The organism is Bacillus sp. M5A3_1b (genome assembly GCF_053345335.1).
Genome location: NZ_JBKEZY010000023.1, coordinates 1 through 14,895, shown reverse-complemented (window position 1 = coordinate 14,895; position 14,895 = coordinate 1). Strand labels below are relative to the sequence as shown.

Sequence of the window (14,895 nt, the reverse complement as noted above, 5' to 3'; positions counted from 1 at the left end):
CGCCAGCGTTCATCCTGAGCCAGGATCAAACTCTCCAATAAAGTTAGTTTGTCTAGCATCTAAAAATAAAAATTGACGTTTCACGTTGTTTGTTTCGTTTAGTTTTCAAAGTTCAACATCGCGTTTCAGCGACTTTTATAATTTAACATTTTGCGTTAAATCTGTCAACAACTTTTTTCTTTCGTTCCTGACGACGCTTATTAATTTACCATATTAATCATTTGTTCGTCAACACTTTTTAAAAAATGCCAAAATAATTTTATCTTGGCATGATATAAAGCTTAATAACCACTAAAGCAGCAACACCAGGTAGGCCTAATATACTTGTGATTGTTGCGGTTCCCAAGTTAATTGGAATATGAAAATCAAAATATGTTCCTACAACATTTACGATAAAGAGTAATGCTATCCCTAAAGTAACATGAAAGAGCGCTTTTCCTATAAAACGTAACGGCTTAGAAGAAACACCAAAAACAAGAAAGATAAAAACTAAAGTAAGAATACCGACAATAACAACTGTAGAATTCATTTTTTCCTCCTTATGAAAGTTATCTATACATATTTATTTGTATGGGACAAGGCGATAAAAAAGAACATTTCCCCTACAACTCCAGTTGTTTTATCTTGTTAATCTTCATTCGGCAACACTTTCTTCATAAAAACCATTAATCTTTCTTTCCAAACGAAGTAACCACTAAATATTTAATAAATAAAATAAAAGGTTCTGCTTTTTCAGCAGAACCTTTTACCATTGTTCCATTTTTACAGGACGACGTTTTGCTTCTTTTAACAAGAAGAAATATTTCGCCTCTGCTATTTTCAAAGAACAAAGTACATCTTGAGATGGTTCCACACTTTGTTCAACCATTCTCTTCTGACGTAACCATTCATTCTTCACTTTTTCTAATAGTACAATTAGCTTATCATCATACTCTTTACGCAATTTACCCTTTTTTTGAAAGAACATTTTTGTTTCTCCTCTTATACTTCTCTACGACCTTCTAACGCTTTCGACAGTGTCACTTCATCTGCATATTCTAAATCTCCACCAACTGGCAGACCATGTGCAATACGAGTTACTTTAATACCTGTCGGCTTTAAGAGGCGGGATATATACATCGCTGTAGCTTCCCCTTCAATATTAGGGTTTGTTGCTAGTATCACTTCTTGTACCGTTTCATCATGCAGTCGCTTTAAAAGTTGCGGGATATTAATGTCTTCCGGTCCAATTCCCTCCATTGGAGAAATCGCACCACGTAACACATGATATACACCTTGATACTCTTTCATCTTTTCCATTGCGATTACATCTTTCGGTTCCTGCACAACACAAACAATCGACTGATCTCGATGCGAATCATTACAAATATAACAAGGATCGCGGTCAGTAATATGTCCACATACAGAACAATACGCTAAATCTCGCTTCGCATTCACAAGTGCTTTTGCAAAACCTAACACATCATCTTCTTTCATATCTAATACGAAAAATGCCAATCGAACCGCTGTTTTCGGTCCGATTCCTGGCAACTTCATAAAACTATCAATTAATTTCGATATCGGTTCTGGATAATGCATATATCAGTATCCTCCTAGAACATTCCACCTGGTAAGTTTAAGCCTTTTGTAAATTTACCCATTGTAGAGTTTGAAAGTTCATCAGCTTTTTTAAGTGCATCATTCGTTGCAGCTAACACTAAGTCTTGTAACATTTCGATATCTTCTGGATCTACTACTTCTTCTTTAACTTTCACTTCAAGAATTTGCTTATGACCATTTGCAATAACTGTGACCATACCGCCGCCAGCTGTACCTTCAACTGTTTTTTCGCCAAGTTCTTCTTGCGCTTTTGCCATATCTTTTTGCATCTTTTGCATTTGTTTCATCATATTATTCATATTTCCCATTCCGCCACGCATCATAATTAATTCCTCCTAATTATTATTACTCTTTTATTTCAATAAGTTCTTGTCCTACTAATTTTACTGCCTCTTCTATAAGAGGATCTTCTTTTTTCTCTGGGCTTTCTTCAGAATTCTCGCCTTCACGCTGTAAAAAATCTTCACGGATTTTACCCCATTCACTTTTTGGAATGGCAATCATATTTAATCTTTTACTTAACAGTTCAAATAAGGCTTGTTCCACTGTATCCATAGCTTCTCGGTTTTCGCTTGCCATTTTACAGTGAATCTCATATTGAAACGCTAAAACGTAAGTATCATCCGAAGCCGCTACCGGTTCGCTATTTTCTAATAAAACAGCAAACGCTACTTTGTTGAATGATTTGAGTCTTCCTAACAACTCACCCCACACAGCTTTTAATTGTTCTAAATCCTGACGCTTTGCTTGCTTTAACACTTCATTTACGCGTCCAACAGGAATTTTCATACTACCTGTACGCACTGGCTTTGGTGTTGCACGTGTCTCTCTGACTTCTTGCTGCACACCAGCCGGCACACCATTCTTTTTGACTTGTTCTAACTCTTTCTCCAATTGCTGCATCCTGTTCATAATTGCTTGTAAACGATCTGCACCGTTCGCTTGCATCATAAACTGTTGACACAGTTGTACCATAACAACTTCTAAGAAAATTCGCGGATGATTTGTCCACTTCATTTCCTGTTGTCCCTTACTAAGCGTATGAATGATTTCATAGATTACTTCCGGTTGCATTTCTTCACTTAACATCCGGAATTGCTCATCTACCATTACTCGTTCCAACATATGTTCCAGTTGTGATGAGGTTTGATATAAAAGCATATCGCGATAATAGTAAATGAAATCCTCCATAAAACGAACTGGATCTTTCCCTTTACCCATCATCTCATCTATGATACGTAATGCTCTTGATACATCATTTTCACGTATACATTCTACTAAGTTACCTAAGTATTGCTGGGAAACAGAACCTGTCACAGCTAATACATCTTCTGTCGTAACTGTCTCATCACTATAAGATATTGCCTGATCAATAAGACTAAGCGCATCACGCATACCACCTTCAGCCGCACGTGCAACAATTTGTAACGCCTCATCTTCTACTTGCGTACCTTCATTCGTCACAACCGTCGATAATCTCTCAACAATATCATTTACTGATATTTTTCGAAATTCAAAACGCTGGCAACGTGAAATGATTGTAGGCGGAATCTTATGCGGTTCTGTTGTCGCCAAAATAAAGATGACGTGTCCTGGCGGCTCTTCTAACGTTTTTAAAAGCGCATTGAAGGCACCCATAGAAAGCATGTGGACTTCATCAATAATGTATACTTTATATTCTACAGCACTTGGAGCATATTTTACTTTATCTCTAATATCTCGAATTTCATCTACACCGTTATTTGAAGCCGCATCAATTTCTAATACATCTGAAATAGATCCTTGTGTAATCCCCAAACAAGAAGGACATTCATTACAAGGTTCAGCTACCGGAGCATGTTCACAGTTGATTGCTTTTGCAAATACTTTTGCAATTGTCGTTTTTCCTGTTCCCCTCGGCCCAGAAAATAAATAAGCATGTGAAACTTTCTCTTGAAGAAGGGCATTTTGCAACGTTTTTGTCACGTGCTTTTGACCAACTACATCTTCAAATTTTTGCGGTCTCCATGTTCGGTATAACGCTTGGTATGACACGAAAATACGGCCTCCCTCAAAGGTTATTATCTTATTTATTATAACCCATTCTGTTTATAGATTCCAAAAGTTATTTTCTATACAAAAAACCCACCTTAGTATTAAGGTGAGTTTTGTATACATATATAACTGCCGTGCACCTTCTGTCGATTACGTACCATAAGCGTTACTCAAGCAGTTAGCTCGGTTCAGGCACTCCTGCGGCACACGAGAAGACCCGCTTATTGCTGCTTCCTTCCGGACCTGACAAGGTTCACGGGGTCCCGTTGCGCAGGACCCAAACGTCAACACCACTTACTTAAGGCAGACCTTACAGCAGCATAACCTCGAGAAGGGATTCGGCCTCGCTAGAGCGGATTGCGAGTATAGGGCACCGCTACCTCCCCGCTTAGCACGGCAAAGTTAAAACCAATATTCGGTTGCCTTCATTAAAAGGCATTATCAGTATAACTTGTTTTTTTACAAAATGCAAATACGTTAATTCTCGTTACTTTTCTCTAATTTTTTTATCGCTTTTCTTTTTTTACGAAGCTCCCTAAAAAAGTTTGTTAACAAAGTACCGCATTCTTCTTCTAATACACCAGCAACTACCTCGCATTGATGATTAAAGCGTTCATCCGTTAAAAGATTCATCAAAGTCCCTGCACATCCACCTTTTGGATCACTTGCACCATATACAACTCGCTTCACTCGTGATAAAACAATCCCACCCGCACACATCGGACAAGGCTCTAATGTTACATATAACGTCGCATCTTCTAAACGCCATGTCCTTAATTTTTTGCACGCCTCATCAATAGCTAATAACTCAGCGTGAGCTATTGATCTTTGTTCAGTTTCTCTTAAATTATGAGCAACACTAATTACTTCACCATCTAACACTATAACTGCACCAATCGGTACTTCTTGTATTGCCTCTGCTTTTTTAGCCTCTTCTATTGCTAACTGCATAAAATAAATATCTTGATCGTGTTCCATACCATAGTCCTTTCACTTCAAATAAAATACACTTTTTTCCATTTACTACACATGGGATAACTTTTACAAATTCAATCCACCCTAATAAAAAAGAGAGGGGATTACATATGAAGAATACTGCCTTACTCATTATCGATATGATTAATGATTTTCAATTTTCACACGGGCCCACCCTAGCCAAAAAATGCGAAATTATAACAAACCCTATTTTACAATTAAAGAAAACAATGAAATCCTTTGGCTACCCCATAATTTATGTTAATGACCATTATCAACTTTGGAGATCTGATATTGACCAACTAATTACTCATTGTACAAATGAGTATAGTGAAAATATCATTCATAAGATTGCTCCAAATACTGATGATTACATTTTTATTAAACCACATTACTCTGCTTTTTATGAAACACCTTTAAATTCTTTATTAGGCTATTTAAAAATAGAAAATCTAATATTGACAGGAGTCGCCGGGAATATATGTATCCTCTTTACAGCTAACGATGCTCATATGAGAAATTATACACTGTATGTACCACAGGACTGTATTGCCTCTAATCATGATCAGGATAATCTGCATGCTTTAAAAATAATGGAAGCCACATTAAAAGCAAATATAGTACCGTCATCTCAAATAAAAATTAATTAATACATATATTTATTTTCTAACTTTTTATATCAAATTAACCCGCTCGCTTCCCTCCTGTGCTACAATAATTCTGTTTTGTGTTTTTAGTAGTCACGGTAAATCACTGATTGAAAGGAGGAAACAGCGTGACCGGAGTACCATTTATCACGGTTGAAGGACCAATTGGTGTTGGAAAAACCTCACTTGCGAAGGCAATTTCAACTCACATGCAACTCCACTTACTAAAAGAAATTGTTGATGAGAATCCTTTTTTAGGAAAATTCTATGAAGACATCGACGAATGGAGTTTTCAAACAGAGATGTTCTTTCTTTGTAATAGATACAAACAATTAGAAGATATTAACATAAAGTATTTGAATCAAAGGAAACCAGTAGTAGCGGATTATCATATATTTAAAAATTTAATTTTCGCATCCCGTACATTAAAGAATTCTCAATATGACAAGTACATGCAAATCTATCGTATACTTACACAAGATATGCCTGTACCAAACGTTATCGTTTATTTAACAGCTAGCTTGGAAACATTACAAACACGAATTGCGATGCGCGGAAGAGAATTCGAAAAAAACATGGATCCAAATTACTTACTACAGCTCACAAAAGATTACGAAACAGCAATGGATACTTTTAAAAAAGATCATCCAGATATCCCAGTATTAAAATTTAACGGAGACGATATGGATTTTGTAAAAAATCCTGATGATTTAAACGTCATCCTATCCGCCCTTCAAAATACTCTCTTAAAGGAGTCGGAATAACAATGAATTTAAGGCAAAAATATGATATACCAAATGACGCAGTAATCACTATTGCTGGAACAGTAGGTGTCGGAAAATCAACTATGACAACTGCATTAGCTAACGCTTTAGGTTATCGCACATCATTTGAAAAGGTAGATTCGAACCCGTATTTGGACAAGTTCTATGCTGATTTCACACGCTGGAGCTTCCACTTGCAAGTGTACTTTTTAGCAGAACGATTTAAAGAACAAAAAAGAATTTTTGAATACGGTGGCGGTTTTGTTCAAGATCGCTCTATATATGAAGACACTGGAATTTTTGCAAAGATGCATCATGAAAAAGGTACAATGACGGAAACTGATTATGAAACATACAAAGGTTTATTTGACGCTATGGTCATGACTCCTTACTTCCCTCATCCTGATTTATTAATTTACTTAGAAGGTTCTTTCGATGATATTGTTGATCGTATCCAAGAACGCGGACGTCCGATGGAACAACAAACACCAATTGAGTATTGGAAAGAGATGCATGGCCGTTACGAAAACTGGATTAATAACTTTAATGCATGCCCTGTTTTACGATTAAACATTAATGAATACGATATTTTAAAAGATGGTGATTCAATTGAACCAATCATTAAAAAAATTGGCCATTTTTTAAAACAAACACGCAAACTTGTAAAATAAAAAACCCGTGCATACGCACGGGTTTTTCTATTAAATTACTTCTTTTTTGTCGGAGCAATAATTTCACTCTCAGGTTTTCCAGCGTTAATACGCTGACGAACAGTACTTGTACTAATATCGTATGTTTCAGCAATCTCTTTAACAGTCATTTCTTTCCCGTTAATCACTGCTGTTAATACTTTACCTGTACGTTTTGGAGCTGCTTCTTTCTTTACAGCTGCTTTTTCAACTTTTTTTGGCGCCTCTACTTTTGTCGCAGTTTGCTTTACATCACAAGTGCAACCACAAAGTTTACGGAATGTATCATCGCTTATAATGCGTGACACATTTGCACCACTGTTTAAAATTCTATTGTTCTTACAGACAGGACATTGTACATAATATAAAGTTTTTCCATCTAAAGGAAACGTTTGTATAATAAGATCCATGTTGACTCCTTTCATATCTATGAAGATAATCATCGGAATATGAGTGTGTAATAAGGACAAAATCGCCTTACACCATACTTTATGATTGGTTTTAAAATAAAAACTCGTTACGTGTTGGTAACGAGTTCTCCAATCTCCACTTATATGCGCTGTTGTCAATTATATCTGGAGGAGGTAGAGGGATTCGAACCCCCGCGCGACTCTCGCCGCCTGTCGGTTTTCAAGACCGATCCCTTCAGCCAGACTTGGGTATACCTCCATATTGACATCAAATATAATATCAAAAGAAAAACAGTTAGTCAACCCTACTAAAATAAATTATGAGGAAAGGAAAATTTTACTTTCCCTCTCCTACATTATAGTACTGACAACGCTCATAATTACCAATCACTCATACCGATGAATGTTTATAAATTTACTTAATAACTGTTTTTCCTCCCATATAAGGGCGAAGAACTTCTGGAATTATAATTGTACCATCTTCTTGTTGGTAGTTCTCTAAAATAGCTGCCACCGTACGTCCAATTGCAAGACCAGATCCATTTAATGTATGAACATGTTCTGGTTTGCCGTTTGGCTCACGACGGAAACGGATATTTGCACGTCTCGCTTGGAAAGCCTCAAAATTACTACAAGAAGAAATCTCACGATATGTGCCATAGCTTGGAATCCATACTTCGATATCGTATTTCTTCGCTGCTGTAAATCCTAAATCGCCTGTGCACATGCTCATAACGCGATATGGCAACTCTAATAATTGTAACACGCGTTCTGCATCATTTGTTAGTTTTTCTAACTCTTCATAAGAATCTTCTGGTTTTACGAACTTTACAAGCTCTACTTTATTGAACTGATGCTGACGAATTAAGCCACGTGTATCACGGCCAGCTGAACCTGCTTCAGAACGGAAACAAGAGCTAAATGCAGCATATCGTATAGGCAGTTGCTCTTTATTTAAGATTTCATCACGGTGCATGTTCGTTACAGGTACTTCAGCTGTTGGAATTAAGAAATAATCTTCACTTTCAATACGGAATGCATCTTCTTCAAATTTCGGAAGTTGTCCTGTTCCTGTCATACTTGCACGGTTTACCATATACGGAGGTAATACTTCTTCGTATCCATGCTCGTCAGTATGAAGATCAAGCATAAAGCTAATTAAAGCACGCTCTAATCTCGCGCCAGCACCTTTATAGAATACGAAGCGGCTTCCTGTTACCTTCCCAGCACGCTCAAAATCTAAAATTCCTAAATCTGTAGCAAGATCCCAATGTGGTTTTGGTTCAAAAGCAAATTCTTTCACTTCTCCCCAATTACGTGCTACTACATTATCATCCTCTGTTTCACCAATTGGAGCAGATTCATGAGGTATATTTGGAATAGATAACATTAATCTTTCTAAATCTTCTTCAACTGTACGAAGTTCATTATCAAGATCTTTTACTTTTTCTCCAACTTCACGCATTTCTAGAATTAGAGCTTCTGCATCTTTCTTTTCACGCTTCAATACAGAGATTTGTTGAGATACTTCGTTACGTTTACTTTTTAATTCCTCTGTTTGAACAAGTAATTCTCTTCTTCTCGTATCCAGCTCTTCAAAACGACCAAAATCAGTTAAATCTTCGCCTCTATGCTGTAACTTTGCTTTTACTTCTTCAAAATTTGTACGTAAAAATTTAATATCAAGCATTATATACTCCTCCTTTTATTTTATAAAACACAAAAAACTCCCGTCCCTATATAAAGGGACGGGAGTTAACCCGCGTTGCCACCCTAGTTGAAAGCATTACCGCTTTCCTCTCAAGTAGAAATAACGGCTCTTCACCGGGAATGTTTACTAATCATAAAGATATTCCACATTCCATTCCAGGATGGATTCACAAACTGTTTCTATCGATTTCCACCAACCATCGACTCTCTATAAGAAACGGCATTTGTTACTACTTCCTATCAACACGCTTATTTTATAAAATTGTTACCATCAATTTACTATAATCTTATACAAGTTGCAAGTTACTTATACAACTTTTTTCATTTTCGCTTCTTTTACCATTTCTACAAAGTATGCTGTCACACGATGATCATCCGTTAATTCTGGATGGAATGAAGCAGCTAAAAACTGATTTTGTTTTACTGCTACCATTCGATCACCATGTGTGGAAAGTACTTCAACATCATCAGCTACATTTACAACATACGGAGCACGAATAAATACACCAATAAATTCTTCTCCTACACCTTTAATTGACAGTGCGGCTTCAAAGCTATCTTTTTGGCGTCCGAACGCATTGCGCTCTACTGTAATATCCATAGCACCAATATGTGCTTCTTCATAGCCAATAAGTGTTTTTGCAAGAAGAATCATACCTGCACACGTACCAAACATTGGTTTACCAGACTTCGCGAATGTACGAAGTGGTTCCATGAAAGCATACTTATCAATAAGACGGCGCATTGTTGTACTTTCACCGCCTGGTAAAATAAGACCATCAATCTCTTCAAGTTGCTCTATACGCTTTACAACAACAGCTTCCGCACCACTTGCTTCAACTGATTTTATATGCTCACGAACTGCACCTTGAAGACCTAGTACACCGATTTTCACCATTTTAAAGTTCTCCTTCAATTACCATCCACGCTCTTGCATACGTTGTTCTGGTAATAACGTTGAAATTTCGATACCTTTCATCGCATTACCTAATCCTTTAGAAAGGCTTGCAATTAGTTCGTAATCCTCATAATGAGTCGTCGCTTCAACGATTGCGCGTGCAAATTTCTCTGGATTCTCTGATTTGAAGATACCAGATCCAACAAATACACCATCTGCACCAAGTTGCATCATTAACGCTGCATCTGCTGGTGTTGCTACACCACCTGCTGCGAAGTTTACAACTGGCAAACGACCAAGGCGTTTAATTTCAAGTAGTACTTCATAAGGAGCACCAGTATTTTTTGCATATGTCATTAACTCATCTTCACGTAGAGTTGCAACTTGACGGATTTCTGCATTGACTTGGCGCATATGACGCACTGCCTCTACAATGTTTCCTGTTCCTGGTTCACCTTTTGTACGAAGCATAGATGCACCTTCTGCAATACGACGTGCAGCTTCTCCGATATCACGGCAACCACATACAAACGGAACTGTGTAATCACGTTTATTTAAATGGTATACTTCATCAGCAGGAGTTAATACTTCACTCTCATCGATATAGTCTACCCCTAATGATTCTAATACACGTGCTTCTACAAGATGACCGATACGGCATTTTGCCATAACCGGAATTGAAACAGCGCCCATAACTTCTTCAACGATTGTTGGGTCTGCCATACGAGAAACGCCACCTGCTGCACGAATATCTGCTGGTACACGCTCTAGTGCCATAACAGCAACTGCGCCTGCCTCTTCTGCAATTTTTGCTTGTTCAGCGTTAATTACGTCCATAATAACGCCGCCTTTTTGCATTTCTGCCATTCCACGTTTTACACGTTCTGTCCCTGTTACATTTGTCATGTTACAAAAACCCCCCTAGGTGAATTGCTTTTCCCCGTTAAAGGCGAAAATTAAGAATACTCTTACATTCTACCACTAACTATCAGATGCTTGTCTACTACTTTTTCATAAAGTCGGTATGAAAAATAGGAATAAGAAAAAGCCCCTACAATGAGGAGCTTTTAAAACCAACCTTTTACTGTATCAACGGCACTATTCCATATACCACTAAAGAAAGAACCAATTCCGCGCATAGAGCGAGTAAACCAATTCGCTTCCTCTACTGCAGACTTTGTTACAAGATCTATTTGTAATGACTTACCAGATAAAAATCCAGGATCATTCGCATCTTTTGGTGTGATTACCATTTGGCCAAGTGCAGCTCCCTTTTTAATAGGTGCTTCTTGTCCCTTATTCGCTTCTTTTAATTCTGTTTTATAAACATCTTTACTTCCTTTTGGCACTGGAAGTGAAACAGCTTGTTTTGTTTGAACTGCTACATCTTTATCTTTAGCATTTTCTACTCGTACTGTTTCTTGTCCTTTTACTGAAGAATCTTTTTTATATAGTTTCTTCATTTCAAAATTAGCAAATCCATAATCATATAGTTTCTTTGTCTCATCAAAGCGTGCATCACGAGACTTCGTTTTAATAACTACAGAAATAAAACGCATACCATCTTTTTCAATTGTACCAGTGAAGCAATCCCCTGCTTCTGGAGTTGAACCCGTTTTCAGGCCATCTACACCCGCATATACCTTAGATAAACCTGGTAACATCCAGTTCCAGTTAATCATGTCAATTCGATCCGTAGTACCTTCACGGAACGTCTTTTTTGAAATTTTAGCTGTATCTAATGTTTTAGGGAAATCTTGAATAAGGCGTTGTGCTAAAATTGCTACATCTCTCGCAGCCATTTTATTTTCTTCATCCGGAGTTGTTCCTTCAGGATGCTGTCCTTTTAAATCTTTGTTTGTTAAGCCAGTAGAATTTACAAACTTGTAAGTTTTTAATCCAAGCTCTTTCGACTTATCGTTCATCATTTTTACAAAGTCTACTTCTTTTCCAGCAACTGCTTCAGCTAAAGCTATCGTTGCACCATTAGCAGAATAAATTGCCATTGCCTCATATAACTCTTTTACTGTATAAGAATCACCGTTTCGTAGCGGCACATTCGATAATGAACGATCTTGCGAAATTTTATACGCATATTCAGAAACCTTAACTTTTTGGTCCCACTTTAGTTTCCCTTTCGCAACAGCCTCGTTCACTAAATACTCACTCATCATTTTTGTCATACTAGCAATTGATAATAATTCATCTGCATTCTTTTGATATAAAATTTTCCCAGAATTCGCTTCAACTAAAATTGCTGCACCTGCTTCAATGTTTAAAGCAGCTCCTGTTTCTGCTGATGCATTGCTATATGGTAACAACATACTACAAGCTAGTGTAAGCATTGTTACTAAAGCAATGAATCTTTTGCAAAACATACCTTTCACTTTTGCTACCCCCAATATCTATGTACTCACATAACCGTTATTCTAACATAATCAAAAAAAAATAGACAGAGATATCAAATCTCCGTCTATTTTTATATAAGACATTACAATGAGTAGTTTGGAGCCTCTTTTGTAATTTGTACGTGATGAGGGTGGCTTTCACGTAAACCAGCACCTGACATACGAATGAATTGTGCATTCTCACGTAAGAATTCTAAATTCTGAGCTCCGCAATATCCCATACCGGCACGTAATCCACCAACTAATTGATGAACTGTATCGGCTAAAGGTCCTTTATATGGTACTCGACCTTCAATACCTTCTGGAACAAGTTTTTTATTTCCTTCTTGGAAGTAACGGTCTTTACTTCCTTTTTCCATCGCTCCGACAGAACCCATACCACGATATACTTTGAATTGACGACCTTGATAAATTTCAGTTTCTCCAGGGCTTTCAGCAACACCAGCAAACATACTACCTAGCATAACAACGTGTGCTCCTGCTGCTAAAGCTTTTACCATGTCACCAGAGTACTTAACACCACCATCAGCAATAACTGGAATACCGTGTTTACGAGCTTCTGTTGCACAATCATAAACTGCTGTTAATTGTGGTACACCCACGCCAGCTACAACGCGTGTCGTACAAATAGAGCCTGGTCCAATACCAACTTTAACTACGTTTGCACCTGCTTCAATTAATGCTTTCGTTGCTTCAGCAGTAGCAACATTTCCAGCGATAATATTTAGTGATGGATATTTCGCACGAACTTCTTTCACTTTATCAATAACACCTTGAGAATGTCCATGAGCTGTATCAAGTACGATTGCATCTACGCTAGCTTTTACTAATGCGTCGATACGAAGCATAGCATCAGCCGTTACACCAACCGCTGCTCCAACTAATAAGCGTCCTTGCTTATCCTTCGCAGAATTTGGGAATTCAATTACTTTTTCAATATCTTTTATTGTAATAAGCCCTTGTAATACACCGTTGTTATCAACGAGAGGGAGTTTTTCAATTTTGTACTTTTGTAGGATCTTTTCAGCTTCTTCCAGCGTTGTACCAACTGGGGCTGTAATTAGCTTTTCTTTTGTCATTACGTCGGAAATTTTGATTGAGTAGTCTTGGATAAAACGCATATCACGGTTTGTAATAATACCAACTAATTTTCGCTCGTCTAAATTATTTACAACCGGTACACCTGAGATACGGTATTTTCCCATAAGGTGCTCTGCATCATACACTTGATGTTCTGGAGTTAAAAAGAAAGGATCTGAAATAACGCCACTTTCAGAACGTTTTACTTTATCAACTTGCTCCGCTTGTTGTTCAATAGACATGTTTTTATGAATAATTCCTAAACCGCCTTGACGAGCCATTGCAATAGCCATATCAGCTTCTGTTACTGTATCCATTCCTGCACTAATTAACGGGATATTTAACTGTAAGCTTTCAGATAAAACTGTTTTAACACTTACTTCTCTTGGTAGTACATCTGACTTTGCTGGTACAAGTAATACGTCATCAAAAGTCAAACCTTCTTTAACAAATTTAGATTCCCACATAATTGTTCCCCCCATGATACCAGAAATTATTATTAGTAGCTTATCAATTGGTTAAAATACTGTCAAGGACGTATATATATGTTAGAATTTTTAGACAATAAAAGGAGCGTAATATATGCATCAAACACATTGTACTTGGCAGCAATTAAGTTTCTTCTTTTCATCTCAAAATGTACAACGTTATCTTGCCCGTTGCTATGAAAAATCCTCCATACAAGATGCTGAAAAAAAAAGTTTCGAAAATTGTTATCCCTTTATTTATTACTTAGAACACGGGAAAAACTATTATGAATTATATAAGGTGGCCCCTTTTTCGATTCAGCCAATGTTATTGTTTTATGGAATGAGCCAACTTTTTAAAGCCTGCTTACTAACTATTGATCCTAACTATCCAGAATCCACTACTGTTTTAGCTCATGGTGTTACGACTCGTAAACGAAAAAAACAGGGGTATCAATTTTTAGAAGATGAGGTGAAGGTGCAAAAAAATGGATTATTTACTCATATTGCAGAACAGCTGTTTCACATGAAACACTTAGAAGCAGAAAAGTTTAACATGCTAGATCTAATGGGAAATATTCCTGAATTACAAAATTTATTTCGCTATAGTCAAAGAGGGGCCACTTTATATAAAATCGATTCAACAAATACAAATGAACTTTCCTTTTCGGCCAACATACTAGATCGACTTCATATGACTACAGAAAGATTTTCACGTTACATTGAATCAACTTGTAAGCATTTATCCATACAACATGTTCCTGGGAAAACGAGCGGATCGAATCTGCTTTTTACAGCTCCTATCCAGTCGTGGAACCCTATATATAGTACGCCTTTATACTACGAATATCTTGCTGATACTTATTACTTACCAATTCCAATTGACCCGAGAAATCCTAAACCAGTATTACCTGAACTTCTTGTTCATTATTTATTGCTCTACAATTTAAGTATGATTTCTAGATACGAAACAGATTGGTGGTATGATTTACTTGGGAGCTATGGCTCTGAAGATTATCCATTTATTTATCAATTTCTTACTATTTCTGCTCAAAAAATCCCTTACTATATTTCGTCTTTTTTACTAACAGAACCGAGCCTATTTCATGGGAAATAAAAAAACACAAGTCAAAAGACTTGTGTTTTTAGTTGCTTGGCGACGTCCTACTCTCACAGGGACAAGGTCCCAACTACCATCGGCGCTAGAGAGCTTA

Annotated in this window: 16 protein-coding genes, 1 tRNA gene, 1 other RNA gene and 1 other annotated feature; of the genes, 4 read left to right on the top strand and 14 right to left on the bottom strand. The window is 37.1% G+C overall.

All coding sequences use genetic code 11. From position 1 onward, the window contains the following. Positions 1–259: 259 nt before the first annotated feature. From ACLBWW_RS28375 to tadA, 7 genes are all read right to left on the bottom strand, one after another. A complete protein-coding gene (locus tag ACLBWW_RS28375) occupies positions 260–529 on the bottom strand; it encodes a pro-sigmaK processing inhibitor BofA family protein (protein WP_001089486.1) in 270 nt (89 codons plus the stop codon). Between the two features lie 216 nt (positions 530–745). Beyond that, positions 746–967: a YaaL family protein gene (locus ACLBWW_RS28370; protein ID WP_000466020.1), complete on the bottom strand. Its 222-nt coding sequence runs from the start codon at positions 965–967 to the stop codon at positions 746–748. A 14-nt stretch (positions 968–981) separates the two neighbouring features. After that, positions 982–1,578 (bottom strand): recombination protein RecR, encoded by a 597-nt coding sequence (gene recR, locus ACLBWW_RS28365; RefSeq protein WP_000559168.1) that lies wholly within the window; start codon positions 1,576–1,578, stop codon positions 982–984. A gap of 14 nt (positions 1,579–1,592) precedes the next feature. Next, complete coding sequence (locus ACLBWW_RS28360) at positions 1,593–1,919, bottom strand: YbaB/EbfC family nucleoid-associated protein (protein WP_170771173.1); 327 nt, start codon at positions 1,917–1,919, stop codon at positions 1,593–1,595. Between the two features lie 25 nt (positions 1,920–1,944). Next, positions 1,945–3,633, bottom strand: coding sequence for a DNA polymerase III subunit gamma/tau (dnaX, locus tag ACLBWW_RS28355; protein ID WP_098069404.1), 1,689 nt, complete (start codon positions 3,631–3,633; stop codon positions 1,945–1,947). Positions 3,634–3,765: 132 nt separating this feature from the next. Next, positions 3,766–4,030, bottom strand: an RNA gene (gene ffs, locus ACLBWW_RS28350) — signal recognition particle sRNA large type. Positions 4,031–4,110: 80 nt separating this feature from the next. Beyond that, entirely contained in the window at positions 4,111–4,611 is a 501-nt protein-coding gene (gene tadA / locus ACLBWW_RS28345; RefSeq protein WP_048543018.1) for a tRNA adenosine(34) deaminase TadA, read from the bottom strand. A 107-nt stretch (positions 4,612–4,718) separates the two neighbouring features. On the opposite strand from tadA, the gene ACLBWW_RS28340 reads away from it, so the two are divergent. From ACLBWW_RS28340 to ACLBWW_RS28330, 3 genes are all read left to right on the top strand, one after another. Next, positions 4,719–5,258 (top strand): isochorismatase family cysteine hydrolase, encoded by a 540-nt coding sequence (locus tag ACLBWW_RS28340; protein ID WP_000798743.1) that lies wholly within the window; start codon positions 4,719–4,721, stop codon positions 5,256–5,258. 125 nt (positions 5,259–5,383) lie between these two features. Next, entirely contained in the window at positions 5,384–6,019 is a 636-nt protein-coding gene (locus ACLBWW_RS28335; protein WP_000148207.1) for a deoxynucleoside kinase, read from the top strand. Positions 6,020–6,021: 2 nt separating this feature from the next. Then, positions 6,022–6,690, top strand: coding sequence for a deoxynucleoside kinase (locus ACLBWW_RS28330; protein ID WP_001053583.1), 669 nt, complete (start codon positions 6,022–6,024; stop codon positions 6,688–6,690). A 35-nt stretch (positions 6,691–6,725) separates the two neighbouring features. Here the strand turns inward: ACLBWW_RS28330 and ACLBWW_RS28325 are convergent, their stop codons facing one another. The 7 genes from ACLBWW_RS28325 to guaB form a co-directional block, all read right to left on the bottom strand. Further along, a complete protein-coding gene (locus tag ACLBWW_RS28325; RefSeq protein ID WP_000364198.1) occupies positions 6,726–7,118 on the bottom strand; it encodes a DUF3797 domain-containing protein in 393 nt (130 codons plus the stop codon). Positions 7,119–7,284: 166 nt separating this feature from the next. Then, positions 7,285–7,377 (bottom strand) — tRNA-Ser (locus tag ACLBWW_RS28320). Positions 7,378–7,533: 156 nt separating this feature from the next. After that, positions 7,534–8,808, bottom strand: coding sequence for a serine--tRNA ligase (serS, locus tag ACLBWW_RS28315; protein WP_048543009.1), 1,275 nt, complete (start codon positions 8,806–8,808; stop codon positions 7,534–7,536). A gap of 51 nt (positions 8,809–8,859) precedes the next feature. Continuing rightward, positions 8,860–9,081: a binding site (T-box leader), on the bottom strand. Between the two features lie 54 nt (positions 9,082–9,135). Beyond that, positions 9,136–9,726 (bottom strand): pyridoxal 5'-phosphate synthase glutaminase subunit PdxT, encoded by a 591-nt coding sequence (gene pdxT / locus ACLBWW_RS28310; RefSeq protein ID WP_000238772.1) that lies wholly within the window; start codon positions 9,724–9,726, stop codon positions 9,136–9,138. 18 nt (positions 9,727–9,744) lie between these two features. Continuing rightward, positions 9,745–10,632 carry a pyridoxal 5'-phosphate synthase lyase subunit PdxS gene (gene pdxS / locus ACLBWW_RS28305; RefSeq protein WP_048543007.1) on the bottom strand — a complete coding sequence of 296 codons (888 nt, stop codon included), beginning with the start codon at positions 10,630–10,632 and terminating at the stop codon, positions 9,745–9,747. A 161-nt stretch (positions 10,633–10,793) separates the two neighbouring features. After that, positions 10,794–12,104 (bottom strand): D-alanyl-D-alanine carboxypeptidase family protein, encoded by a 1,311-nt coding sequence (locus tag ACLBWW_RS28300; RefSeq protein ID WP_170957041.1) that lies wholly within the window; start codon positions 12,102–12,104, stop codon positions 10,794–10,796. A gap of 113 nt (positions 12,105–12,217) precedes the next feature. Next, entirely contained in the window at positions 12,218–13,681 is a 1,464-nt protein-coding gene (gene guaB / locus ACLBWW_RS28295; protein ID WP_000264076.1) for an IMP dehydrogenase, read from the bottom strand. 115 nt (positions 13,682–13,796) lie between these two features. Here guaB and ACLBWW_RS28290 point away from each other — a divergent pair, with 115 nt between their 5' ends. Beyond that, positions 13,797–14,798 (top strand): YaaC family protein, encoded by a 1,002-nt coding sequence (locus ACLBWW_RS28290; RefSeq protein ID WP_048543003.1) that lies wholly within the window; start codon positions 13,797–13,799, stop codon positions 14,796–14,798. Positions 14,799–14,895 lie beyond the last annotated feature (97 nt).